General features: G+C 67.4%; 24 protein-coding genes. 18 read left to right on the top strand and 6 right to left on the bottom strand.

Annotated features, from left to right (window positions below; translation table 11 throughout):
- Window positions 1-6 precede the first annotated feature (6 nt).
- From pstA to phoB, 4 genes are read left to right on the top strand one after another with little or no spacing between them, the layout of a single operon-like run.
- Window positions 7-846 (top strand): phosphate ABC transporter permease PstA, encoded by an 840-nt coding sequence (gene pstA / locus WOC76_RS02450; RefSeq protein WP_341104103.1) that lies wholly within the window; start codon window positions 7-9, stop codon window positions 844-846.
- Between the two features lies 1 nt (window position 847).
- Window positions 848-1,630 (top strand): phosphate ABC transporter ATP-binding protein PstB, encoded by a 783-nt coding sequence (gene pstB / locus WOC76_RS02445; RefSeq protein WP_341104105.1) that lies wholly within the window; start codon window positions 848-850, stop codon window positions 1,628-1,630.
- A 13-nt stretch (window positions 1,631-1,643) separates the two neighbouring features.
- Window positions 1,644-2,375 carry a phosphate signaling complex protein PhoU gene (phoU, locus tag WOC76_RS02440; RefSeq protein ID WP_341389537.1) on the top strand — a complete coding sequence of 244 codons (732 nt, stop codon included), beginning with the start codon at window positions 1,644-1,646 and terminating at the stop codon, window positions 2,373-2,375.
- Window positions 2,372-3,118 carry a phosphate regulon transcriptional regulator PhoB gene (phoB, locus tag WOC76_RS02435; protein WP_341104108.1) on the top strand — a complete coding sequence of 249 codons (747 nt, stop codon included), beginning with the start codon at window positions 2,372-2,374 and terminating at the stop codon, window positions 3,116-3,118. The genes phoU and phoB overlap by 4 nt, the downstream gene beginning before the upstream one ends.
- A 30-nt stretch (window positions 3,119-3,148) precedes the next feature.
- Here the strand turns inward: phoB and WOC76_RS02430 are convergent, their stop codons facing one another.
- Entirely contained in the window at window positions 3,149-3,694 is a 546-nt protein-coding gene (locus WOC76_RS02430; RefSeq protein WP_341431254.1) for a GcrA family cell cycle regulator, read from the bottom strand.
- Window positions 3,695-4,151: 457 nt separating this feature from the next.
- On the opposite strand from WOC76_RS02430, the gene WOC76_RS02425 reads away from it, so the two are divergent.
- From WOC76_RS02425 to WOC76_RS02415, 3 genes are read left to right on the top strand one after another with little or no spacing between them, the layout of a single operon-like run.
- On the top strand, window positions 4,152-5,348 hold the full coding sequence (locus WOC76_RS02425; protein WP_341104111.1) for an aspartate aminotransferase family protein: 1,197 nt from the start codon (window positions 4,152-4,154) through the stop codon (window positions 5,346-5,348).
- A gap of 11 nt (window positions 5,349-5,359) precedes the next feature.
- Window positions 5,360-6,349, top strand: a complete 990-nt coding sequence (gene argF, locus WOC76_RS02420; protein WP_445730665.1) for an ornithine carbamoyltransferase — start codon at window positions 5,360-5,362, stop codon at window positions 6,347-6,349.
- Window positions 6,349-7,320: an Hsp33 family molecular chaperone gene (locus tag WOC76_RS02415; RefSeq protein ID WP_341104115.1), complete on the top strand. Its 972-nt coding sequence runs from the start codon at window positions 6,349-6,351 to the stop codon at window positions 7,318-7,320. Before argF ends, WOC76_RS02415 begins: the two co-directional genes overlap by 1 nt.
- A 61-nt stretch (window positions 7,321-7,381) precedes the next feature.
- Here the strand turns inward: WOC76_RS02415 and WOC76_RS02410 are convergent, their stop codons facing one another.
- On the bottom strand, window positions 7,382-7,738 hold the full coding sequence (locus WOC76_RS02410) for a hypothetical protein (protein WP_341104116.1): 357 nt from the start codon (window positions 7,736-7,738) through the stop codon (window positions 7,382-7,384).
- A 264-nt stretch (window positions 7,739-8,002) separates the two neighbouring features.
- On the opposite strand from WOC76_RS02410, the gene WOC76_RS02405 reads away from it, so the two are divergent.
- The 4 genes from WOC76_RS02405 to WOC76_RS02390 all read left to right on the top strand — a co-directional run bounded on the left by WOC76_RS02405 (window position 8,003) and on the right by WOC76_RS02390 (window position 11,467).
- Window positions 8,003-8,701, top strand: a complete 699-nt coding sequence (locus WOC76_RS02405; protein ID WP_341104117.1) for a fumarylacetoacetate hydrolase family protein — start codon at window positions 8,003-8,005, stop codon at window positions 8,699-8,701.
- Between the two features lie 124 nt (window positions 8,702-8,825).
- Complete coding sequence (locus tag WOC76_RS02400) at window positions 8,826-10,328, top strand: pyridoxal phosphate-dependent decarboxylase family protein (protein ID WP_341104119.1); 1,503 nt, start codon at window positions 8,826-8,828, stop codon at window positions 10,326-10,328.
- 456 nt (window positions 10,329-10,784) lie between these two features.
- Entirely contained in the window at window positions 10,785-11,024 is a 240-nt protein-coding gene (locus tag WOC76_RS02395) for a hypothetical protein (RefSeq protein WP_341104120.1), read from the top strand.
- Between the two features lie 212 nt (window positions 11,025-11,236).
- A complete protein-coding gene (locus WOC76_RS02390) occupies window positions 11,237-11,467 on the top strand; it encodes an FmdB family zinc ribbon protein (RefSeq protein WP_341104122.1) in 231 nt (76 codons plus the stop codon).
- A 2-nt stretch (window positions 11,468-11,469) separates the two neighbouring features.
- Here the strand turns inward: WOC76_RS02390 and WOC76_RS02385 are convergent, their stop codons facing one another.
- Window positions 11,470-11,664, bottom strand: a complete 195-nt coding sequence (locus tag WOC76_RS02385; RefSeq protein ID WP_341104124.1) for a DUF1289 domain-containing protein — start codon at window positions 11,662-11,664, stop codon at window positions 11,470-11,472.
- Window positions 11,665-11,774: 110 nt separating this feature from the next.
- Here WOC76_RS02385 and WOC76_RS02380 point away from each other — a divergent pair, with 110 nt between their 5' ends.
- From WOC76_RS02380 to WOC76_RS02350, 7 genes are all read left to right on the top strand, one after another.
- On the top strand, window positions 11,775-12,071 hold the full coding sequence (locus WOC76_RS02380; RefSeq protein ID WP_341104126.1) for a hypothetical protein: 297 nt from the start codon (window positions 11,775-11,777) through the stop codon (window positions 12,069-12,071).
- Between the two features lie 11 nt (window positions 12,072-12,082).
- Window positions 12,083-12,616, top strand: a complete 534-nt coding sequence (locus tag WOC76_RS02375; protein WP_341104127.1) for a lysozyme inhibitor LprI family protein — start codon at window positions 12,083-12,085, stop codon at window positions 12,614-12,616.
- The gene (locus tag WOC76_RS02370) at window positions 12,604-14,193 is read left to right on the top strand and encodes a RecQ family ATP-dependent DNA helicase (RefSeq protein ID WP_341104129.1); all 1,590 of its coding nucleotides are present in this window, start codon (window positions 12,604-12,606) and stop codon (window positions 14,191-14,193) included. Before WOC76_RS02375 ends, WOC76_RS02370 begins: the two co-directional genes overlap by 13 nt.
- Before the next feature lie 149 nt (window positions 14,194-14,342).
- Entirely contained in the window at window positions 14,343-15,779 is a 1,437-nt protein-coding gene (locus tag WOC76_RS02365; RefSeq protein WP_341104131.1) for an MFS transporter, read from the top strand.
- Between the two features lie 90 nt (window positions 15,780-15,869).
- Window positions 15,870-18,581 (top strand): aconitate hydratase AcnA, encoded by a 2,712-nt coding sequence (acnA, locus tag WOC76_RS02360; protein ID WP_341104132.1) that lies wholly within the window; start codon window positions 15,870-15,872, stop codon window positions 18,579-18,581.
- A 150-nt stretch (window positions 18,582-18,731) separates the two neighbouring features.
- On the top strand, window positions 18,732-18,965 hold the full coding sequence (locus WOC76_RS02355; protein ID WP_341104134.1) for a hypothetical protein: 234 nt from the start codon (window positions 18,732-18,734) through the stop codon (window positions 18,963-18,965).
- Between the two features lie 348 nt (window positions 18,966-19,313).
- A complete protein-coding gene (locus WOC76_RS02350) occupies window positions 19,314-19,556 on the top strand; it encodes a hypothetical protein (protein ID WP_341104136.1) in 243 nt (80 codons plus the stop codon).
- A 73-nt stretch (window positions 19,557-19,629) separates the two neighbouring features.
- On the opposite strand, the gene WOC76_RS02345 is transcribed toward WOC76_RS02350, so the two are convergent.
- The 3 genes from WOC76_RS02345 to WOC76_RS02335 all read right to left on the bottom strand — a co-directional run bounded on the left by WOC76_RS02345 (window position 19,630) and on the right by WOC76_RS02335 (window position 24,809).
- Window positions 19,630-20,091: a hypothetical protein gene (locus WOC76_RS02345; protein ID WP_341104138.1), complete on the bottom strand. Its 462-nt coding sequence runs from the start codon at window positions 20,089-20,091 to the stop codon at window positions 19,630-19,632.
- A gap of 93 nt (window positions 20,092-20,184) precedes the next feature.
- Complete coding sequence (locus WOC76_RS02340) at window positions 20,185-21,594, bottom strand: TolC family outer membrane protein (protein ID WP_341104140.1); 1,410 nt, start codon at window positions 21,592-21,594, stop codon at window positions 20,185-20,187.
- Window positions 21,591-24,809 (bottom strand): efflux RND transporter permease subunit, encoded by a 3,219-nt coding sequence (locus WOC76_RS02335; RefSeq protein ID WP_341389531.1) that lies wholly within the window; start codon window positions 24,807-24,809, stop codon window positions 21,591-21,593. Before WOC76_RS02335 ends, WOC76_RS02340 begins: the two co-directional genes overlap by 4 nt.
- Between the last annotated feature and the right edge of the window lie 7 nt (window positions 24,810-24,816).

Below are 24,816 nucleotides of genomic sequence, written 5' to 3'. Positions count from 1 at the left end.
CACGTCATGTCGCTTTACGCCAAGCGCCGCCGACGCAACGCCATGGCGACGAGTCTCGCCTGGGCGGCGGCGCTGTTCGGGCTCTCCTGGCTCTTTCTCATTCTCGGCGCCCTTCTCTATGAAGGTCTGCGCGGCCTCTCGCCCGCCGTCTTCACGCAGATGACCCCGCCGCCCGGCAGCCGGGGCGGCCTCATGAACGCGATCGGCGGTTCGCTGTCGATGACGGCGATCGGCGTCGCCATCGGCGCGCCGCTCGGAATGCTCGCGGGAACCTACATGGCCGAATATGGCCGCAAGACGAAGCTCGCGACGGTGGTGCGCTTCGTCAACGACATTCTGCTCAGCGCGCCGTCGATCGTCATCGGCCTCTTCGTCTATACGATCATCGTCGCGCCGATGGGGCATTTCTCGGGAATTGCAGGCGCCGTGGCGCTGTCGCTCATCGTCATTCCGGTCGTGCTGCGCACCACGGAAGACATGCTGCTGCTCGTCCCCGGCTCGCTGCGCGAGGCGGCGGCCGCCCTCGGCGCGCCGCGCGCCGTGATCATCTCGCGCGTCTCCTATCGCGCCGCCAAGGCGGGCATCGTGACGGGCGTGCTGCTCGCGGTCGCCCGCGTCTCCGGCGAAACGGCGCCGCTGCTCTTCACCGCGCTCAACAATCAGTTCTGGTCGAGCGACCTCAACGCCCCGATGGCGAGCCTGCCGGTCGTCATCTTCCAGTTCGCGCTCTCACCCTACAAGGACTGGCAGCAGCTCGCCTGGACAGGCGCGCTGCTCATCACCGCCGCCGTTCTCACCCTTTCGATCATCGCCCGCGCGCTGAGCGCCGGCCGCAGGAAGTCCTGACATGAACGCCGCCGCTCAAACGCACGCCCCGGCCCCGAAGGTTTCGGTCAAGGGCCTCGATTTCTTCTACGGCAAGACCCGCGCGCTCAAAGACATCTCGCTCACGCTCACGACGAACCGGGTCACCGCCTTCATCGGTCCCTCGGGCTGCGGCAAGTCCACGCTGCTGCGCGTCCTGAACCGCATGTACGATCTCTACCCCGGCCAGCGCGCCGAGGGCGAGGTGCTGCTCGACGGCGAGAACATCCTCGATCCGGCGGTGGACGTGAACGCGCTGCGCGCGCGCGTCGGCATGGTGTTCCAGAAGCCGACGCCCTTTCCGATGACGATCTACGAAAACATCGCCTTCGGCATCCGCCTCTACGAAAAGCTGCCGCGCGCCGAGATGGACGATCGCGTCGAGGCGGCGTTGCGCGGCGCGGCGCTCTGGGACGAGGTGAAGGACAAGCTGCACACGAGCGGCCTCGGCCTCTCGGGCGGCCAGCAGCAGCGCCTCTGCATCGCGCGCAGCGTCGCGGTGCAGCCCGAGGTAATCCTCTTCGACGAGCCCTGCTCGGCGCTCGATCCAATCTCCACCGCGAAAGTCGAGGAGCTGATCGAGGAGCTCGCCGCCGATTACACGATCGCCATCGTCACCCACAACATGCAGCAGGCGGTGCGCGTTTCGGATTATACGGCCTTCATGTATCTCGGCGAGCTTGTCGAATTCGGCGACACCGACGAGGTCTTCAACAAGCCGCGCGAGAAGCGCACGCAGGATTACATCACCGGCCGGTTCGGTTGAGGAAGGGAACGCGATGAGCGAACATATCGTCAAGTCCTACGACCGCGACCTCGAGGCGCTCGGCCGCCGGATTTCGGAAATGGGCGGCGTCGCCGAGAAGATGCTGGCCGAGGCCATGGACGCCTTGTCCATGCTCGACGTGGAGCTCGCCCGGCGCGTCGTCGCCAGCGACGCGCGTCTCGACATTCTCCAGCGCGAGATCGAGGAGAACGCCGTGCTCACCATCGCGCGGCGCCAGCCGCTGGCGATCGACCTGCGCGAATGCATCGCGGCGATCCGCATCTCCGGCGACATTGAGCGGATCGGCGACCTCGCCAAGAACATCGCCAAGCGCACGCTGAAAATTGCGACTGAGGCGCGGCTGCCGCGCGCCATCGTCGGCCTGCGGTCGATGCACGAAGTCGCCGCGACGCAGCTCAAGGACGCGCTCGACGCCTATGCGCTGCGCGACGTGGAGCGCGCCCGCGCGGTCTGGGAGAACGACGCCGATCTCGACGCGCTCGAGGACAGCGTGTTTCGCGACCTCCTGACCTTCATGATGGAAGACCCGCGCAACATTTCCTTCTGCACGCATCTTCTCTTCTGCTCGAAGAACCTCGAGCGCATCGGAGACCACACGACGAATATCTCCGAGACGGTCGTCTATCTCGTCACCGGCGAAGCCATGCCGATGGAGCGTCCGAAATCCCGCAGCGGCTCCCTCGACGCCTCCCTGGCCGGCCCGGAGCAAGACATTCCGCAATGAACGACGCCGCCAGCCAGACCATCGCCCGCGAGGCCCGCGGCGACCGCCCGCCGCGCATTCTCGTCGTCGAGGACGAGATCCCGCTCGCGACGCTCCTCGTCTACAATCTCGAAGCCGAAGGCTATCAGGTCGAGCATGTCGACAATGGCGACGAGGCGGAGCTTCGCATCGCGGAGTCGCCGCCCGATCTCCTGTTGCTCGACTGGATGCTGCCGGGCGTCTCGGGTCTCGAAATCTGCCGGCGCCTGCGCGCGCGGGACGTCGCGCGCGACATGCCGATCATCATGCTGACGGCGCGCGGCGAAGAAGGCGAACGCGTGCGCGGCCTGTCCGTCGGCGCCGACGACTATGTCGTAAAGCCCTTCTCCACGCCCGAGCTGATGGCCCGCGTGCGCGCGCTGCTGCGTCGCGCCCGCCCCGAGCGCGTCGCCTCGAAACTGACGGCCGGCGACATCGACCTCGACCGCGAGACGCGGCGCGTGCGCCGCTCCGGCCGCGAGATCCATCTCGGTCCCACCGAGTTCCGGCTGCTCGAATATCTCATGGAGAAGCCGGGCCGGGTCTTCACCCGCGCGCAGCTTCTCGACAGCGTCTGGGGCATGTCGGCCGAAATCGACGAGCGCACTGTCGACGTTCATGTGGGACGCCTGCGCAAGGCGCTCATCCGCGGACGCGAGAAAGATCCGATCCGCACGGTGCGCGGCTCGGGCTATTCCTTCGACGAGACCTTCGGACGGGAATGAGGGACGGCGCCGCCTGTCCCTCGCAAAGGCTCACGCGAAGCGCGGCGCCCTGATCTGGGCGCGACGGCGATCCTGCGCCGGCTGATAGGCGACGCGGGAGTGATGCGCGCAATAGGGACCGGCGCCGATCGGCGACTTCGCGCCGCAGAAGCGGAATTCCGGCGTCGTCGGATCGCCCATTGGCCAGCGACACATCGATTCCCGCAGCTCCATGAGCGTCACGCGCTCCGACAGGGGAATGACGACATCTTCAGGGGCGACGCGCGCGACGACCATGGCCTGCGGCGCATAGGCGAGAGCCACATTGCCGTGAACGGCATGGCCGCCGGCGCGGGGCGCCGCAGCGGCGACGATCTGCGCGGGCGCCGGTTGACGAGCAGCGGCTCCCTTCACCGCCGAGCGGGGACGCGGGGCGGCCGCCGTCTTGGCGCGCTCCGCGAGGCCGAGCCGATGAATCTTGCCGATGACCGCGTTGCGTGTGATGCCGGGTCCAAGCTCCGCCGCCACCTGGCTCGCGCTCAGGCCGTCGCCCCAAAGCTTGCGCAACAGCTCGACCCGTTCCTCGGTCCAAGACATTTTTGACCTCCAAGCGGTCTGTTCGAAGCGGCCGTCAACGGAATCGACTATCCGTCGCTGCGCCGGGACAACCGGCGTCGATGAGACCCGCGTCGAAAACTCGAGAAGCGCCATGCGGGCGAAAAACGCGTCCCGCATCGGCAAAAACTGACGGTCCTTTTGAATCACGGGCGCGAGTCGCTGGCAAGCAGATGGGGGCGTTCTCAACAGGGTTTCGTGCGCTTTCCGGCGCGGGTGAGTCGCTGGAGCCACACCTGCAAGGCGTTTTTCACAAAGAGTTCGCCTGTGAAAGTCTACAGCGCGGCCGATCCAGGCGGCCTCGCGCCCCCGTGGCGGGATTTGACCGAAGGCGCTTGCGCGCATAGAATAAAGACTACAGTTTGCCGCCCTCAAAAAGGGCGGCGCTTTGTTTTTGGGGTCCGGCCGCGGGCCGCTCCCGTGGGCTTGGAGCTTGGTTTTGACTTCTGCGCTCTATCCGACCTATGCGCGGGCCGACATCGCCTTCACGCGGGGCGAAGGCGCCTGGCTTTTCGCCGAGAATGGCGACCGTTACCTGGATTTCGCCTCCGGCGTCGCGGTGCTCTCGCTTGGGCACGAGCATCCGCATCTCGTCGCGACGCTGAAGGCCGCGGCCGAAAAGCCCTGGCACGTCTCCAATCTCTTTCGCATTCCGCAGGCCGAGCGCCTCGCCGAGCGCCTCGTCGCGGCGACCTTCGCGGATGTGGTCTTCTTCGCCAATTCCGGCGCCGAGGCCGTCGAATGCGCGATCAAGACGGCGCGCAAATTTCACGCCGCCAATGGTGCGCCGGAACGCTACCGGCTCATTACCTTCGAGGGCGCCTTTCACGGCCGCACGCTCGCAACCATCGCCGCCGGCGGCAATCCGAAATATCTCGAAGGATTCGGCCCGCCGGTCGAGGGCTTCGACCAGCTTCCCTTCGCCGATCTCGACGCGGTCGAGGCCGCGATTACGGAAGAGACCGCCGGCGTGCTGCTCGAACCCATCCAGGGCGAGGGCGGGCTGCGCGTCTTCCCCGCCGAATTCCTGCGCGGCCTGCGCAGGCTGTGCGATGCGCGCGGCCTGCTTCTGGTTCTCGACGAGGTCCAGTGCGGCGTCGGCCGCACCGGCAAATTCCTCGCCTGCGAACATGCGGGCGTGACGCCGGATGTCGTTGCGCTCGCCAAGGGGCTCGGCGGCGGCTTCCCGCTCGGCGCCTGTCTCGCCACGCGCGACGCCGCCAAGGGCATGACGCTCGGCTCCCATGGCTCGACCTTCGGCGGCAATCCGCTGGCGGCGGCCGTCGGCGGCGCCGTGCTCGACGTGGTGCTGGCCGAGGGATTCCTTGAGCGCGTCGCGCGCCTCGGCGGGCTGCTGCGCCAGCGCCTCGCCGAACTCCACGACCGCCACCCCGACATCATCGAGACCGTGCGCGGCGAGGGGCTGATGTTCGGCCTCAAGACGCGCGGCCCCAATGGGGATTTCGCCGCCGCCGCCCGCGCGGAAGGGCTTCTCACCGTGCTTGCAGGCGACAATGTCGTGCGGCTCCTGCCGCCGCTGATCATCGACGAGAACGACATCCTCGAGGCGGCGGCGCGCCTCGACCGCGCCTGCGCGCGCCTTTCGGCGCCCGCCAAGCAGCTGGGAGCGGCCTGATGACCGCGCATATGAACGCGTCCGCCAAAAAGGCGCCGGCGAAGAACGCACAAACGGACACCGCGCCGAGCGGGACGCGGCCGCGCCATTTTCTCGACATCTGCGATTTCACCCGGGAGGAGCTGCGCAGCATCCTCGATCTCGCCCGTTCGCTGAAGGCGAAGCGCGTCAAGGGCGCGCCGCCCGCCGAGCGCCCGCTCGCCGGCAAATATCTGGCGATGATCTTCGACAAGCCCTCGACGCGGACCCGCGTCTCCTTCGACATCGCCATGCGCGACCTCGGCGGCGAGTCGATCATGCTGACGGGCGGCGAGATGCAGCTCGGCCGCGGCGAGAGCATCGCCGACACGGCGCGGGTGCTGTCGCGTTTCGCCGATGCGGTCATGATCCGCATTCTCTCGCACGACGATCTCGAGGAGCTCGCGCGCTTCGCCGCCATTCCCGTCATCAACGGCCTGACCAAGCGCTCGCATCCCTGCCAGATCATGGCGGACCTCCTGACCTTCGAGGAGCGGCTCGGGCCGATCGAGGGGCGCAGCGTGGCCTGGGTCGGCGACTCCAACAATGTGCTGGCGAGCTGGGTGCACGCCGCGGCGCGCTTCGGCTTTTCCATCAATGTGGCGACGCCCGCCGAACTCGCGCCGCCGCAGAGCCTCATCGACTGGGCGAAGGCCGAAGGCGCGGCGCTCACTGTGATGCGCGACCCGCGCGACGCCGTCGACGGCGCGCAGGCGGTCGTCACCGACTGCTGGGTCTCCATGGGCGACGCCGACGAGGACTTCCGCCGCCGCGTTCTCGCGCCATATCAGGTGAACGCCAAACTCATGCGCGCCGCCGCCAAGGACGCTGTCTTCATGCATTGCCTGCCCGCCCATCGCGGCGAGGAAGTCACCGACGAGGTGATGGACGGCCCGCAATCCGTCGTCTTCGACGAGGCCGAAAACCGCCTGCACGCGCAAAAGGGCGTGCTCGCCTGGTGTCTCGCGCCGGGTCTCGCCTGATGCAGGAGACGCCGAGCCGGCTGGTGTCCAAGGAGGCGCGGGACGACCGCGTCACGCCATTTGCCGTCGAGGCGCTGGATCTGCGCGGTCGCCTCGTGCGGCTCGGCCCGACGGCGGACGCCATCCTCTCCCATTACGACTATCCCCCGCAGGTCGCGCGGCTGCTGGGCGAGGCGCTGGCGCTCGCGGCGCTGCTCGGCTCGATCCTGGAGTCGCATGGCCGCTTCCAGCTCCAGACCCGCAGCGACGGCCCGGTCGACATGCTCGTCGTCGACTATGACGCGCCGGGGAAGCTGCGCGGCTTCGCCCGCTTCGACGCCGCGCGCCTCGCCGAGGTCCAGGATCCCGCGCCCGCGGCGCTGCTCGGGCGCGGCCATCTGGCGCTCACGATCGAGCGCGAGGAGGACGCCGCCCGCTATCAGGGCGTGGTCCCGCTCGAAGGCGAGAGCCTCGCGGAGGCGGCGCATATGTATTTCCGCCAGTCTGAGCAGATCCCCTCTTTCGTGCGCCTGGCCGTGGGCGAGGTCGTGACGCCGCAGGGCCGGAGCTGGCGCGCCGGCGGGCTCCTGCTGCAATATCTGCCGGTCGCCGGCGCCCGCCGCCCGGACCTGCCGGCAGGGGATGCGCCCGAAAGCAATGCCCCGGAGAGCGACGGGCAGGCCGATGAGGAAGACGACGCCTGGCTCGAGGGTCAGGCGCTCGCCGCCACCCTCGAAGACCATGAGCTGGTGGACCCCTCGCTCTCGGGCGAGCGGCTGCTGTTCCGCCTCTTTCACGAGCGCGGCGTCAAGGTTTTCACGGAGCGGCCGGTGGAGGAGTTCTGCCGCTGCTCCACTGAGCGCATCGAGCGTCTCCTGAAGAGCTTCACCGACGAGGAGCGGGCCGACATGGTCGGCGACGACGGCCGCATCGGCGTCACCTGCGAATTCTGCGCGACCTTCCGCAGCTTCGATCCCATAGAGCTCGACTGACGCCTGAAGGTCTCGCTTTCCACCGCTGAACCGGTACCCGCTTCGGCGGACAGCGAGCGCTCTAAGCGCCGCCCTCCCCAGGCGGAATGCTCTTGCATGTGCAGGCGCCGGCGCCCCGGCACGGAGAAAGCGGCGGCGGTCCGTCGAGGGCCTGCGCGCCGCGCGCCGCCGCCGCCTTCAGGCCGCAATCGCCGCAGCGGCATTGCGCGATCGAGGCGAGCGCCGTCGCGACGCCCGCGCGGATGACCGCGCGCCCCTTGTCGTCACGCACGTGGATGAAGGCGCCGGGACGGGCGCCGAAGCGCAGCGCCAGCGCTTCGACATGACACCAGAGCGCCGAGGCGAAGGGCACGTCGATGCGCTCGGAAAGAACCGGCGCCTCGCCGGGAACGGAATATTCAAAAGTGAAAAAAGTCATTCATAACCTTCGCAAATCACTGAGCCGCATATAGAGCACAGAACGGGCCGGATGTAATTCTGCAACGCAGCAAAGGAGTTTTGCGCCCGCGCCCTCACGGCCTTCGCGCGCTGTCCGCCGAAGCGGGAACCGGTTCGGCGGTAGAAAGCGACCGAACAATAAGCTGACGCATCCATCCGATTCCATCGGATCGGAAAAGGCTCTAGAAGCTGAGCCGACGCGACCAGGGCGCAGGCGCGCGCCCCGAGAGGAGGGTCAGACCCCATGCAGCCGCCCGAATTCGTCTTCCCGCCCCCGCCCCGCGCCGCCGTGGCCGTCGCCGGGGACGCCCGTCTCTTTCCGGTGCGCCGCATCTTCTGCGTGGCGCTGAACTATGCCGAGCACGCGCGCGAGATGGGCAAGGAGCCGGGGGCCGAACCGCCCTTCTTCTTCTCCAAGCCCGCCGACGCCGTCGTGGCGGACGGCGCGACGATCCCCTTCCCCAGCCTGACGCGCAATCTCCACCACGAAATCGAGCTGGTGGCGGCCCTGTGCGCGGGCGGCGCCGACATCCCCGCCGAGCGCGCGCTCGATTGCGTCTATGGCTACGCCGCCGGGATCGACCTCACGCGCCGCGACCTGCAAAGCGCGGCGCGCAACGCCGGCCGGCCCTGGGACATGTCCAAGGGCTTCGACAATTCCGCCCCCATCGGCGCGATCCGGCCGGCCTCGGCGATCGGCCATCCGACACGCGGGCGCATCGCGCTCTCGGTGAACGGCGCGCCCCGCCAGCAGGGCGATCTCTCGGACATGATCTTGAGCGTGCCGCACATCATCGCCGCGCTGTCCCGCGAGGTCGCGCTCGCGGCGGGCGATCTCATCTTCACCGGCACGCCGCCGGGCGTCGGCGCGCTCGCGCCCGGCGACGCGGCCGAGGGGGAGATCGAGGGCGTCGGCGCCGTCCGCGTCACGCTGGCGCGTTGACCGAGGTTGCGCGCCGAGGGCAAAGGCGGCTATTGGCAGTCCCGTTGAACCCGCCGGGAGACGCGCGGCGCATGCCCCACATCACCGCCTTTGCGCCGCCGCCCCGGCGCGCGAGCGCCGCGACATGACCGAACCGGTCGATCTCGACCCCGAAGACTGGGAGGCGTTTCGCGCCGAGAGCCATCGCGCGCTCGATTCCATGATCGATTATCTGCGCGGCCTGCGCAGCCGCCCGGTCTGGACGGCGCCGACCGAGGAGGCGAAGGCGCGCTTCAACCGCGAACTCCCGGCCGAGGGTCGCGCCTTTCCCGCCGTGCTCGAGGATTTCGACCGCTACATCAAGCCCTTCGCCACCGGCAACATTCATCCCATGTTCATGGGCTGGGTGCAGGGGGCGGGCACGCCCGTCGGCATGATCGCCGAAATGCTCGCCGCCGGCATGAACTCGAACTGCGGCGGGCGCAATCACATCGCCATCGACGTCGAGCGCCAGATCGCCCGATGGATGGCCGAGGCCTTCGGCTTCCCCAGGGACGCCTCCGGCATTTTCGTCACCGGCGCCTCCATGGCCAATTTCCTGTCGCTGCTCGTCGCCCGCGACCAGGCCTATGGCGACCGCGACGTGCGGCTCAACGGGCTCTGCGCCCAGAGCGGCCAGCTCATCGCCTACGCCTCCCGCGAGGCGCATAATTGCGTGCGGCAGGCCATGGAGCTCGCGGGCCTCGGCGCGCGGCATTTGCGGCTCATTCCGTCGGACGACAACCGCCGCATGAAGGTGAGCGCGCTGCGCCACGCCATCGCCGCAGATCGCGCGGCGGGCTTCCGGCCCTTCCTCGTCGTCGGCACGGCGGGGACGGTGGATGCGGGCGCGGTCGATCCGCTCGACCGCCTCGCCGACGTGGCCCACACCGAAGACATGTGGTTCCATGTCGACGGCGCCTTCGGGGCGCTGGCCGCCCTATCGCCGAAGCTCAAGCCGCTCGTCAAGGGGCTGGAGCGGGCCGACAGCATCGCCTTCGACTTCCACAAATGGCTGCATGTGCCCTATGACGCGGGCTTTTTCCTCGTCCGCGACCCTAAGGCCCACAAGCGCGCCTTCGCCGCCGACGCCGCCTATCTGTCGCGCGCCCCGCGTGGGCTCGCCGTCGGCGACACCTGGCCCTGCGACCTCGGCGCCGACCTCTCGCGTGGTTTTCGGGCGCTCAAGACCTGGATGACGATCGAGACCTTCGGGACGAAGAAGCTCGCCGCCTGCATGGAGCAATGCTGCCGCATGGCGAAGCGGCTCGAGAACTGGATCGAGACGTCGGAAAATTTCGTGATGCGCGCGCCGGTCGCGCTCAACATCGTCTGTTTCGGCGTGAGAGGGGACGACGACGGCTCGCTCGCCCGCGAGATCGTGATGGAGCTGCACGAGCGCGGCGAGGCCGCCCCGTCGCTCACCATTCTCGACGGCGTCCCGGCGATCCGCGCGGCGATCATCAATCACCGCACCCATGAGGAGGACATCGACGCCATGACGCTCTTCCTCGAGGCGGCGCTGCGCCGCGCCCGCAAGGAGCCCCACGACTTCGGCGCGCTCGTCGAGCCGCACGGGCCGGGGAAGACAAGGCTGTCGGAGGATTGAGGGCGGCCGCCACTCAGAGGCAAGCCACTGCCTTCTCTCCACGGTGGGAATGGCCGGGCGAGGATTCCGCAATCTCCCCGAGACGCCTCGGCGTGGATGGCCGGGACGAGCCCGGCCATGACGGACCGGGGAGATGTCGCAAAGGGGACAACCGACCCGCGCTCCTTTGCCCAAATCCTCGTTGCCGCGCCGTCGATTAATCGTCTCAGATGATGGCCCATTCACTGTGGCGCTTTAGCTACGGTGTTTCGGAATCTGATTGGCCTGGAGGCAGGCCTCTTGATTGATCTGGTTCTTTGCACCTGAATCTTGACAGTTGATCGCCTTTAGCGGAACCACTTATGCTGACTAGAATAGGGATTTGGGGCCTCAGTTTATCGCTGGCCGCCTGCGCTGGCGCACAAGTAACGCGCACATCGAAAAACACATTGCTGTCGCTACGTCATCACGGGCGGGATGGCGCAGAACAACGTGAGTGTTACGCAACTGCCAGGACAGTACAACACCTACGGAACCGCCTCTTACGGTGGTGGTTTCGGCGCTTATCAATCTCGAACCAGCTACACGCCGGGGCCGACGGTCGTGTCTGGCAGCCATGACAAGTCACTGACATTGGTGATGTTCAATCCCGGCGATCCGGGTTTTGACGCCGCGATCGACGCCAGGAAGAACTCGGCCAAGATTGGGCTGAGCTAGTTAAGTCAGGGGTCCATACATGTTTGTAGAGAAGAGGTCGCCATGACGCGCGAGACCTGGACCGCCTGCCAATTGATTTCCCCGCTGGACGCCCTCGACGCGGGGAGCTTCGAGAAAGCGTCAGCCATCTGACATGGTGGCGCACTGACATGGTGGCGCAAGGAACGAACCTTGCTTCCCTCTGCGCGACCATCGATCGCACGAGGACGCCCATGCCCCTCTACGCCTATGCCTGCGACGCCTGCGAGGCCGAATTCGAGCTTCTGGTGCGCGCGACCGACACGCCGGAATGCCCCGCCTGCGGGTCGCGCGACCTCACCCGGCAGGTCTCGCGCATCTGCAAGGAGATCAAATATCCCGCCATCGCCCGCTCCTGGCGCCGGCGCGCGGCGGCCGAGGGCGATCTCTCCAATTTCAGCAAGGCGGAACGCGCAAAACGATAGGCTCAGGCCGAGGCCTTTTGCGTCTTCTTTCCGGCGGCTTGCGCCGCGAGCCGCTCCTTGGCCTTTTTGACGACGCGCGCCTTCTCAGCCTCGGAGAGCTGCGACCAGGCCCCGATCTCGGCGCGCGAGCGGCCGCATCCGACGCAAACAGCCTCGGCGTTGAGCGTGCAAATCTTGTTGCAGGGACTTTGAACCATCGGCGCCCTCTCTCACGCCAGATGGCCGGGCGGGGGCGCGACTGTCAACCTCGCCCTCGACGCGGCGCGCAAAGGCGCCATAGTGACGGGATCAAGGAAAGGTCCCGCACGTGCTCACCCTCGCCGATTTTCGCGCCTCGGTTCAGGCCAGCGCCCCGCCGGCCGTCTCGGCTCCGCTGCGGGCGCTCTGGTTCGACGCCAAGGGCGATTGGGTCGCCGCGCACAAATGCGTGGATGTGCGCGACGACAAGGACAGCATGTGGGTCCACGCGTATCTCCATCGCAAGGAAGGCGATCTGTCGAATGCGCGCTACTGGTACGCGCGCGCCGGGCGCCCGCCGCGAGAGGCGTCGCTCGATCAGGAATGGGCGGACATCGCGACGGCGCTCCTGGCCGCCTTGCCCTGAAGGGAGACGCCATGACCCGCGTCGCATTTCTTTGCCTTGCCGTGCTCGCCGCGGCGCCCGCCCGCGCCTATGACGCGCCCTCGAAGGAAGACGTCGGCGCCGTCGCCGCCTGCCTGACGCTCGTGCGGGAAAATCAAAAGAAGGCGGGCGTCGAGAAGGAGGAGACGCCGGGACCCGCCGGACGTCTGGCGGCGGCCGCGCGGTCGGCGCCCCTCGATCCGACGAGCTGCGTCGGCGTTCTCGTGACGGCCTGCACGCAGAAGGAAGGGACCTCCAACGGCGCGCAGAGCGGCTGCGCGGAGCGCGAGGGCGCCGTGTGGGACCAGCGGCTCAACGCCGCCTATCGCAGGGCGCTCGACCATATGGAGAAAGAGGGCGCGGATAATCTGCGCAAGACGCAGCGCGCCTGGATCGCGCTGCGCGACGTCCGCTGCCAACAGGCCTGGGCGGCCTATCACGGCTCCATGGCCGGCCCCATCCAGGCCTGGTGCGAGATGGAGCTCACCGCGCGACAGGCGCTCTGGGTGGATTCGTGGAGCGAGTAGTTTTTGCGCAGCAAAATCTCGCCGCCGCGCGCGAATTGCTGCGCAGCAATTTCGGCTTTTCCGGTTTCCTCCCGGGTCAGGCCGAACCCGTTTCGGCGGTGCTCGCGGGCCGCGACGTGCTCGCCGTCATGCCGACGGGCTCGGGCAAATCCCTGCTCTATCAGCTCCCCGCCGCGGCGCAGCCCGGCCTCGTCGTCGTCGCCTCGCCGCTCATCGCGCTGATGCGCGACCAGTTGCGGGCGCTCGGCGACAGAGGCGTTCCCGCCGTGGCGCTGCATTCGGCGCAGGACGACGCCGAGGCCATGGCCGCTTTTGACGCCGTCTCGACGGGGCGGGCGCGCCTCCTCTACGCCGCGCCGGAGCGGCTGGCGCGAGAGGGGACGCAGAATTTGCTGCGCAAAAACCGCGTCAGCCTCTTCGCCGTGGACGAGGCGCATTGCGTCTCGCACTGGGGCCACGAGTTCCGCCCGGATTATCTCGAACTCGGCGCCATCGCCAAGAAGCTCGGCGCCCCCGTCCTCGCCGTCACCGCCACCGCCGGGCCGCGCACGCGCGAGGATATTCGCCGCCTGCTGTTCGCGCGCGAGCCCGAGATTTTCGTGCGCTCCTTCGCGCGGGCGAATCTCTCCCTCTCCTTCGCGCGCAAGCAGAAGGGGCTCGACCAGATCCGCCGCTTCATCGGCCGGGAGCGAGAAAGCGGGATCGTCTATTGCGGCTCGCGCCGCATGGCCGACGCGCTGGCGGCCGACCTCTCCCGCCTCGGCCTCGACGCGCTCCCCTATCATGCGGGCCTCGACGCCTGGACCCGCGCCGCGCATCAGGACGCCTTCTTCGCCCGCAAAGGAGTCGTCATGGTCGCGACCATCGCCTTCGGCATGGGCGTCGACAAGCCGGACGTGCGCTTCATCGCCCACGCCGATCTGCCGGGCTCGATCGAGGGCTACTATCAGGAGATCGGCCGCGCCGGCCGCGACGGCGCCCCGGCGCGGGCGCTCGCCCTCTACGACCCGCGCGAGCTCGCCCTGCGCTGGCGGACGCCGCGCGCCGTGGAGGATGAGCGGGCCGCGGGCGATTACGCGCGCCGCGGCGCCATGGCGCGGCTCTGTGCGACGGCGGGCTGCCGGTTTCAGGCCCTGCTCGCGGAATTCGGCGAAGCGAGCGGCCCCTGCGGCGCCTGCGACCATTGCCGGGGCGGGCCGCTCGCCTGGCCGCGCCGGCTCTCCGCCCGCGCGCTCGGCTGGCGCGCGGCGGCGGAAAGCCGGCTGCTGGATGTCTGGGGCGAGGGCCTCGGGGAGGCGGAGGAGGAGCCCGGCGCGCCGCCGGCGCCCGCCGTCGCTCCCCCTCCGGCGCAGGATGGTCCGCTCACGGTCGCCGAAATGCGGCTGCTGCGCGCGCTTCAGGCGGAACGGCTGACGATCGCCAGACGCCTGGGCGCGCCGCCGCGAGCCGTCGTCTCCGACGCGACCCTGCGCGCCCTCGCGCGCGCGAAGCCCGACCGCATCGACCACCCGCTCTTTGCGGACGTGCGCGAAGCCGGCGGATTTCTGGCTCTGATTGCGAACGACGGCCAAGCCTGATTTTTCTGTTGCGCGCGGGAGCGCGCGGGCGGGCGCGTCGTCGATCCATGGCGGGGGGGAGAGCCCGACCGACCCAAGCCGCGCGCGGCCATTTCCTGTTGCGCCCCGACCGGCTATGACGGGGCTCGGCAAAGGACATCCTCGACAAGATGAAAGACGACATACAACGGCCGCCCGCCGAAATGCGGCAGGTCATGGTGGGGCTCGGCCTCGCCATGCTGCTCTCGGCCATGGACCAGACCATCGTCGTCACCGCTTTGCCGACGATCGGCGTCGACCTCGGCGCGCCGCAAAATCTCCCCTGGATCGTCACCGCCTATCTCGTCGCCGCGACGGTCGTCACGCCGCTCTACGGCAAATTCGCGGATGTCTACGGGCGCCGCATCGTGCTGCTCGTGGGCGTCGCGACCTTCATCGTGGGCTCCGTCGCCTGCGCGCTCGCGCCGAGCATCGCCGCGCTCGCCGCCGCGCGTCTCGTGCAGGGCCTTGGCGGCGGCGGGCTGATCGCGCTGGCGCAAACCATCGTCGCCGATCTCGTCTCCCCGCTGGAGCGCGGCCGCTACCAGACCTATTTCGCCGCCGTCTTCGTCACCTCGAGCGTCGCGGGGCCGGCGCTCGGCGGGTTTTTTGCGCAATATCTGCACTGGTCGCTGATCTTCTGGATCAATCTGCCGCTCGGCCTCGCCGCGCTTCTCATCACCAATGCGCGGCTCAAGCGCCTGCCCGAGCGGCGCCATCCGCATCGCGTCGACTATCCGGGCGCGGCCTGCCTCGTCGTCGCCTCTGGCGCGCTGGTTCTGGCGCTGGGCTGGGGCGGGACGCGCTTCCCCTGGGCCTCGGCGCCGATTCTGGCGCTCCTCGCCCTCTCCGCCCTGTTCTGGACGCTCTTCGCCTGGCGCACCCGCACGGCGGAGGAGCCGCTCATCCCCATGCGCATCCTGAGCCTGCGCATCGTGCGCGACGCCATCGCCTCGAGCGCGCTCGGCCTCGGCGGCTTCGTGGGGCTCTCCGTCGTCATGCCCATCTATTACGAGGTGGCGGTCGGGCTCAGCGCCCACGACTCCGGCCTCGTCCTCATCCCGCTGATGATCGCCACGGTCGCGGGGGCGACCCTCTCGGGCCGGCTGATGGGCGCCGTCGCCCATTACAAGGTCATGCCGCTCATCGGACTGGGCGCCGGGGCGCTCGCCGCCGCCCTGGCCGCCTGGAAGATCGACAGCGTCTCTTTCGTGACGCTCAACGCCTTGCTGTTCGTCGTGAATTTCGGCGTCGGCGCGATGCTGCCGGTCGCCACCGTCTCGGTGCAGAACGCCGTGCAGGCCCGCGATCTGGGCACGGCGACGGCGACGACGCAATTCTTCCGCCAGCTCGGCTCGGCCGTGGTCGTGGCGCTTTTCGGGGCGCTGGCGCTCGGCGGCGGCCGCGCCGCTTATATAGAGGAAGCGCGGCTTTCGCCCGATGAGCTCCTGCGGCTTTCCGCGAGCTTCCGGCTGGTTTTCGCGGCGCTTTCGGTCGCCATGGCGGTCTCCTTCCTGTTCATGGCGCGCATGGAGGAGCGGCCGCTGCGTGGCGAGCGGCGCCACTGACCTATCTTTGTCGAAACGCGCCTTGTGCGCGTGGCACGGAATTTCCTAGAAAGGCGCGCTTTCGCCTTTCCGTCTTCAAGGACCTTTCCCATGACATCCGTCGATAGTTTCAAATCCCGCCAGAAGCTCGTCGTGGGGGACAAGACCTATGATTATTTCTCGCTGACGGCGGCGGAGGAGAACGGCCTGCCGGGCGTCTCGCGCCTGCCCTATTCGCTCAAGGTCGTGCTCGAAAACCTGCTGCGCAACGAGGATGGCCGCTGGGTCACGAAGGACACGATCCTCTCCTTCGCCAATTGGCTGACCGAGAAGGGCAAGACCGAGCGCGAGATCGCCTTCAGCCCGGCCCGCGTGCTGATGCAGGACTTCACCGGCGTCCCGGCCGTGGTCGATCTCGCGGCCATGCGCGACGCTTTCGTGGCGCTCGGCGGAAATCCGCAGAAGATCAACCCGCTGGTGCCGGTCGATCTCGTCATCGACCATTCGGTGATCGTCGACGAATTCGGAACCCCGAAAGCCTTCGCCCACAACGTCGATCTCGAATATGAGCGCAACGGCGAACGCTACCGCTTCCTCAAATGGGGCCAGTCGGCCTTCGACAATTTCCGCGTCGTGCCGCCGGGCACGGGCATCTGCCATCAGGTCAATCTCGAATATCTCGCCCAGACGGTCTGGACCCGGACCGAGACGGCCGATGGCGGCAGCGTCGAGGTCGCCTATCCGGACACGCTCGTCGGCACGGATTCGCACACCACCATGGTCAACGGCCTCGCCGTGCTCGGCTGGGGCGTCGGCGGCATCGAGGCGGAGGCGGCCATGCTCGGCCAGCCGCTCTCCATGCTCGCGCCGGAAGTCGTCGGCTTCAAGCTGACGGGCGCGCCGAAGGAGGGCGTAACGGCGACCGACGTGGTGCTCACCGTCACGCAAATGCTGCGCAAGAAGGGCGTCGTCGGCAAATTCGTCGAATTCTACGGCGAGGGCCTCAACCACCTCTCGCTCGCCGACCGCGCGACCATCGCCAATATGGCGCCGGAATATGGCGCGACCTGCGGCTTCTTCCCCATCGACGCCGAAACGCTCGCCTATCTCAATACGTCGGGCCGCGCCGCCGAGCGCATCGCGCTGATCGAGGCCTATGCGCAGGCGCAGGGCATGTTGCGCAGCGCCGCCTCGCCGGACCCCGAATTCACCGACACGCTCGCGCTCGATCTGGCAGATGTGACGCCGTCTCTCGCCGGGCCGAAGCGCCCTGAGGGGCGCGTGCCGCTCGAAGACATGGGCCGGACCTTCGAGACCGCGCTCGCCGGCGAATACAAGAAGGACGGCGGGCTCGGCCCGCGCCACAAGGTCGAGGGGACGAATTACGACCTCGGCCATGGCGACGTGGTGATCGCCGCCATCACCTCCTGCACCAACACCTCCAATCCGAGCGTGCTGATCGGCGCGGGCCTGCTCGCCCGCAACGCCGTCGCCAGGGGGCTGAAGGTCAAGCCCTGGGTCAAGACCTCGCTCGCGCCGGGAAGCCAGGTCGTCGGCCAGTATCTCGAACGCTCGGGCCTGCAGAAGTCGCTCGACGAACTGGGCTTCAATCTCGTGGGCTTCGGCTGCACCACCTGCATCGGCAATTCCGGCCCGCTGCCCGCGCCGATCTCGAAGACCATCAACGACCACGATCTCGTCGCCGCCTCGGTCCTCTCGGGGAACCGCAATTTCGAGGGGCGCGTCAATCCGGACGTGCAGGCGAATTATCTCGCCTCGCCGCCGCTCGTCGTCGCCTTCGCCATCGCGGGGACGGTCGCGATCGATCTGACGAAGGAGCCGCTGGGGACGGGATCGGACGGCAAGCCCGTCTTCCTGCGCGACATCTGGCCCCAGAACGCCGAGATCGACAGCTTCATTCGCGAGAATGTGACGCGCGACCTCTTCCGCTCGACCTACGCCAATGTCTTCGCCGGCGACGAACACTGGCGCGCGGTCGCGGCGCCCACGGGCGAGACCTACGGCTGGGACGACAAATCGACCTATGTGCGCAATCCGCCCTATTTCGTCGGCCTGACCAAAGAGCCCAAGCCGGTGAAGGACATTGTCGGCGCGCGCATTCTCGCGCTCTTCGGCGACAAGATCACCACCGACCATATTTCGCCGGCGGGGTCGATCAAGGCCTCGTCGCCGGCTGGCAAATGGCTGATCGAGCATGGAGTCGCGCCCGCCGATTTCAATCAATACGGCACGCGCCGCGGCAATCACGAAGTGATGATGCGCGGCACCTTCGCCAATATCCGCATCAAGAATCACATGATGAAGGGCGCCGACGGCGTCGTGCCGGAAGGGGGTCTGACCAAATATTACCCCGGCGGCGAGACGCTTTCGATCTACGACGCCGCCATGCGCTACCAGAAGGACGGCGCGCCGCTCGTCGTCTTCGCGGGGGCCGAATATGGCAATGGCTCGTCGCGCGACTGGGCGGCCAAGGGCACGGCGCTTCTCGGCGTGCGCGCGGTGATCGCCCAGAGCTTCGAGCGCATCCACCGCTCCAATCTCGTCGGCATGGGCGTTCTGCCCCTGACCTTCGAGACGGGGACGAATTGGTCGACGCTCGGCCTCACCGGCGAGGAGACGGTCGCCATCCGCGGATTGGAGTCGGGCCTCGCGCCCCGTCAGACGCTGGTTGCGGAAATCACCTTCCCGGACGGGAGTGTGGTCCGCACGCCGCTGCTGCTGCGCATCGATACGCTCGACGAACTGGAATACTTCCGCAACGGCGGCATTCTGCCTTACGTCCTGCGACATCTTGCCTCGTAACGCGCCAGTCCGGCGCGTTGACGGCCCAGCTTCCATGCGACATCTTCGTGACGCTCGAGCGTGAGCTCCCGCGCCGCCGACCGCGGTGGCGCATGCAGGCGGCGCAAGAAGCAAAACAAGAAAATTTGAGAAGATAGAGGGAACCTCAGGATGAAGAAATTCTCCATCGTCACGGCGATCGCTCTCCTTGCGGCGATGACCGCCCCGGCCTTCGCGAGCTGCGACACCCATGCGGAAGACGATCAGGCGGTCTGCGCGTCGAAGTGCGAAGACGCCTATCTGAAGGATCAGCAGGGCTGGACCGCCGACATGTCGAAAGTCAAGGAAAGCAAGAAAGCCTGTGACGAGAAGTGCGGCTGCCCGCAGAACTCGAAGGGCCTCTGAGGTCCTCGAACCTCTTCCAGACGCACTCCGGACGATGGGGCGCGCATCATGCGCGCCCCTATTTTTTTGTTCGGGCCTCAAGGCGCCAGGAGCGCGGCGCGCCCTGCCGCAAGCGACGGCCGGGCGCTGTTTCCAAATGAAATCAACGTCGGGCAACTGGATGCCGATGCGCCCCGCGCTGGCCCCTCGCCCCTCGCGCAGACTGGCCTGCGATTGACACAGGGCTTTTCTTCCCCCATCGTTCGCCCGCTTCGCGCGTCATGAGGGGCCGTTACTGTTTTCGGCGGGAGGGTTCTACGCCAGCGCAAGCAAACGCCTTAAAATTTGTGAAGAAGAGGAAGCGTCAAGATGAACAAATTCGCCTTTGTTGCGGCGGCGGCCCTGATTGCCGGCATGATGACCCCGGCTTTCGCTGACTGCGACACCCGCAAGGCCGATGACGACAAGCAGGCTGCGGCGGCGTCCAAGTGCTATGACGAGTATCTTGCCCGTTCGCAGAATTACGGCGCCAACAAGACCGAGCTCCGCGCCGCTTTCGAGGCCTGCAACGAGAAGGCCGGCTGCTCGCAGAACAACAGCCTGCTGAAGTAAGTCGAGCCGCGGCTTCGCCTCTCCGGAGAGGCCCAGACGAACAGGGCGCGCATTGATTGCGCGCCCCTATTTTTTACTGCGAATAGACGTTGCCGTCCGGACCCTTCCAGCCTTTGGGGTCCTCGTAGAAACGGTATTCCTCGTCGAAGAGCACGGTCTCGCCCGGCGCGACATATTGCCGGCCCTTGGGATCGGAGTTGCGCGGCGCGGTGACATAATGCTTGCTCGGCGAGCATCCTTCCTTGAACGCGCCGGCGTCGTCCGGCTTGCAGTCGAGATTGGCGCCGTCCGGGAACTGGACTTTGGCGTTGAAGAAAATCTCGTAGCCCTTTTCGCCGGTCGCGTGCATCTCCAGCCGCTCGGCCATGGTCTGCTTGAATTCGACCAGCTTGCCCGGCTTGTCGAAGCGCTGCTTGAGGAGATTTTCGAAAATCTGTTTGGCGTGATCCTCGGTGGGATCGCAGCCAAACATGCAATAGGCCTGCGCCGGACCGGCGAGCGGCGCCGCGGCGAGCGTTACGGCCAGAAATTTCAAGAACGCGCCTCGCATTGGGTTTCCTCTTGTGTTGGCGTCGCCTTTTCAAGGGCGATTGGCGCGGGAGAGTAAAACGCTTCGCGGTAAAAGTCTTCAGCGGCCGGCGTCGGGCGTGTCGATCCCGCCCCAGAGTCCCCTGACCTGCTCGAAATGGATGGCGGGATCATAGGGCGCACCGTCGAGCGCCAGCGTCTCGATCGAGAGCCGGCCCATGGCGGAGAGCACCGCATAGGAGGCGACGACTCTTTCACGCTGGGCAAAGAGCAGGCCGATGCGGGCGTTGAGCAGCTCCTGCTGGGCGTTGAGAATGTCGAGCGTCGTGCGCTGGCCCGCCTTGGCCTCCTCCCGCACGCCGTAAAGGGCGCGCTCCGCGGCGGCGATTTGCGCCTGCGCGGCGCTGATCTGGGTTTTGGCCGCCTGCAACGCCCCCCAATTGGCGCGAACGAGCGCGATGACGTCGGCGCGCGCCACTTCGGCGTCGAGGCGTCTCTGCCCCGCGACTTCCTTGGCCTCGCGCACCTGTGAGGAGGTGAGGCCGCCTTCGTAGAGCGGCACGTTGAGGCGCCCGCCGACATAGGCGCCGATGTTGCGATTGTAGATGCCCGACGTGTCCGTCTGGGTGAAGACATTGCCGACGACGGAAAGCCTCGGCATGAAATCCGCTTCGATCACCTTGATGTCGAGATCCGCAGCGTCGGCGTCATGCAGCGCCGCGAGAATGACGGGATGCTCCGCTTGCGCGATGCGCTCGACCTCCTCGCGCGTTTTCGGGAGGAGCCTGTCGACGGGCGCGCCGGGCGTGAGTTTCTTCGGCTCGTCGCCGATCGTCTGTCGATAGGCGCCGATCGCCGCGTCGAGCGCCGCGCGCGCCTGGCTGACGAGCGATTGCCCCGCGGCGAGGCGCGCTTCCGCCTGCGCGATGTCGGTCAGGGTGATCTGCCCGGCGAGATAGCGTTCGCGTGTCTGGCGCAGCTGTTCGCCGAGAACCGCGACATTGTTTTCCTGCAATCTCAGCGCCGCCGTATCGCGCAATACGTTCATATAGGCCGAGACGGCGTTGAACAGGACGCGCTGCTCGGTCAATCGCAGCCGCGCGCGCCCGGCGAAAACATTCGTCTCCGCCATGCGGCTGGCGTTCATCGTCTTGAATCCGTCGAAGACCGGCTGCTCGACGCTGAAATTCGCCGAGCGCGGAACGCTTCCGCCGCTCTGAATGCTCTTGACCGGTCCCTGCAGGGTCGAGTCCGTCAGCGGGATGTCCAGCTGCTTCGTGACCATCCGGTTTTCCTGCACGCCGAGAAAGGCCCCGGCGTTGGTGCGCGGCCGCATTCCCGAGAGCGCCTGCGGCACTTTCTCGTCGAGCGCGCGGACGCCGGCGCGGTTCGAATTGATGACCGGGCTCATATTGTAGGCGCGCGTGAGCGCGCCATTCAGCGTCTCGGCGCGCAGGCCGGGCGCGACGGCGCAAAAGGCCAGAAGAAGGGCGCCGCGCGCGCGTCTCAAGCGGCCTCCCTTTCCCGCGCCGCCGCGAGGGACGCCTGATCCTCGCCGAAGAAGGCGTAAAGCGCCGGCAGCACGATGAGGGTGAGCAGCGTCGCGCTGATCAGGCCGCCGATGACGACGGTGGCGATCGGCCGCTGCACTTCCGCCCCCGTCGATGTCGCAAGCGCCATGGGCACGAAGCCGAGCGAGGCGACGAGCGCGGTCATGACGACCGGGCGCAGACGCGTCATGGCGCCGCGGAAGATCGCCTCGCGCTCCGGCACGCCGCTCACCATCAGCTGATGGATATAGGTGCGCATGACGAGGCCGTTCAGCACGGCGACGCCGGAAAGCGCGATGAAGCCCACGGCCGCCGAGACCGACATGGGCATGCCGCGCAGCCACAGCGCCAGCACGCCGCCGACGAGCGCGAGCGGCACGGCCGTGAACACGAGAAGCGCGTCGCGCGCCGAGCCAAGCGCCGAATAGAGCAGCAAGAAGATCATGAAGAAGCAGATCGGCACCACGATCATCAGCCGCGCGCGCGCGGCCGCGAGGTTCTCGAACTGCCCGCCCCATTCGATCCAGTAACCCGGGGGGATATGCACTTTGGCGTCGACCCTGGCGCGCGCCTCGTTGACGACCGAGGCGATGTCGCGCCCGCGCACATTGGCGGAGACCACGACGCGCCGCTTGCCGTTCTCGCGCGAAATCTGGTTCTGGCCGTCGACCGTCGAGAAGCTCGCGACCTGTTTGAGCTGCACGGTCGAGATCCGCCCCTGCGCGTCCGGCGGCAGCGAAACGGGAATGGTTTCGAGCGCGCCCGCGTCCTCGCGCAGATTGTCGCGCAGGCGCACGAAGATCGGGAAACGCCGGTCGCCCTCGAAGATCATGCCGGCGGGCTCGCCGCCGATGGCCGCGCCGATCGTATCCTGCACGGCGCCGAGGCTCAGCCCGTAGCGGGCGATGGCGCCCTTGTCGACCTTGATGTCGAGAACCGGCAGGCCGGTCACCTGCTCGACCTTCACGTCGGTCGCCCCCGGCGTCGCGCGCAGGATCGCGGCGATCTGATTGGCGGCCTTCAGCATGGCGTCGAAGTCCTCGCCGAAGACCTTGACGGCGATGTCGCCGCGCACGCCTGCGAGCAATTCGTTGAAGCGCAGCTGGATCGGCTGCGAAAATTCATAGGCGTTGCCGGGAAGATCCGCGATCTTCTCCGAAATGTCGTCGATGAGCTTGTCCTTGGAGAGATGCGGATCGGGCCACTCTTTCTCCGGCTTCAGCATGATGAAAGTGTCGGTCAGATTGGGCGGCATGGGGTCGGTGGCGATATCCGCCGTGCCGGTCTTGGAGAAGACGTAATCCACCTGCGGCAGCTTGCGGATCGTGTTTTCGAGATCGAGCTGCATCGACTGTGATTGAGTGAGCGAGGCGCTCGGAATGCGATTCGCCTGCATGGCGAGGTTCTTCTCGTCGAGCTTCGGAATGAACTCCTGGCCGAGGTTCATGTAGAGGAGAACGGCGAAGACGAAGGAGCCCGCGCCGATCGCCATCACCTTCAGCGGCGCGTCCATCGCCCAGCGCAGCAGCGGCTCATAGCCCCGCTTCAGGGCGAGCACGATCCTGTTCTCCCCCTCCTCGCCCTGGCCCGACACGAAGAGCGCGATCATCGCCGGGAAGAAGGTCAGCGAGAGGAGAAATTCGGACAGAAGCGCGATGATGACCGTCATCGCCATGGGATGGAACATCTTCCCCTCGACCCCGGAGAAGCTCAGGATCGGCAGATAGACGAGGATGATGATCGACTGCCCGTAGACGGTGGGGCGGCGCATCTCCACCGCCGAATCGATCACCGTATCGAGCCGCTCGTCGGTCGTGAGCGGGCGCCCGGCGGCGTGCTGGCGCTCGGAGAGGCGACGCAGGCTGTTTTCTGCGACGATGATCGCGCCGTCGGCGATGAGGCCGAAATCGAGCGCGCCGAGGCTCATCAGATTGGCGCTGATCTTGAAGACATACATGCCGATCGCGAGGAACAGCATGGTGACGGGAATGACCGTCGCCGTCACCACCGCCGCCCGGAAATTCCCGAGCATGACGAAGAGCACGAGAATGACGAGCGCCGCGCCCTCGATCAGATTCTTGGCGACCGTCTTGATCGTTGCGTCGACGAGCAGCGTGCGGTTGAGGATCGTCTTGATCTCGACGCCCGGCGGCAGCGATCTGGCGATGACCTGCATCCTCTCGTCGACGGCGGCCGAGACGGTGCGGCTGTTGGCGCCGATCAGCATCAGCGCCGTGCCGATGACGACTTCCTCGCCGTTCATGCTCGCCGATCCGGTGCGCAGCTCCTTGCCGATGGAGACGGCGGCGATGTCGCGCACCCGAACGGGCACGCCGCCGCGCGTCGTCGCGACGACATTGCCGATGTCGTCCACCGTCTCGAGCCGCCCGCCGCTGCGAACGACGAGCCCCTCGCCGTTGCGCTCCACATAGCCGGCGCCGCGGCTCACATTGTTGCGCTGGATCGTCGCCGCGAGATCGCCGAAGGAGAGGCCGAGCGACATGAGTTTCGCCGGGTCCGGCTGCACATGGTACTGGCGCACATAGCCGCCGAGCGAATCGACGCCGGCGACGCCCGGCACGGTGCGCAGCTGCGGGCGGATGATCCAGTCCTGCACCGTGCGCAGATAGGACTCCTGCTCGACCTGCGTGCGCAGCATCATGCCTTCGGGCGTGAGATAGGCGCCGTCCTTCTGCCAGCCGGGCTCGCCGGGCGGACTCAGCTTGTGCGGCTCCTTGAAGCGCACGCTCCACATGTAGATTTCGGACAGGCCGGTCGCGATCGGCCCGAGGCGCAATTCGACGCTCGGCGGAAAATCCTCGCGCGCCTGGCCGATGCGCTCATTGACCTGCTGGCGCGCGAAATAAATGTCGACGCCGTCGGAGAAGACCGCCGTCACCTGCGCGAAGCCGTTGCGCGACAGGGAGCGCGTATAGTCGAGGCCCGGAATGCCGGCGAGCGCGTTCTCGATTGGATAGGTGACCTGTTTCTCCATCTCGAAGGCGGAGAGCGCCGGCGCGCGGGCGTTGATCTGCACCTGATTGTTGGTGATGTCCGGAACGGCGTCGATCGGAAGATGCGCGAGCGCATAAAGGCCGAACGCTCCGACGAGCGCGACCAGCAGGACGACCAGCCAGCGGCTGTGGACCGAAAAGGCGATGATCCGCTGCATCATGGGCGGG

The sequence above is a fragment of the Methylocystis sp. IM3 genome (assembly GCF_038070105.1).
Taxonomy (GTDB): domain Bacteria; phylum Pseudomonadota; class Alphaproteobacteria; order Rhizobiales; family Beijerinckiaceae; genus Methylocystis.
Note: the sequence above shows the minus strand (reverse complement) of the source record. Positions and strands in the feature narration are given on the sequence as shown.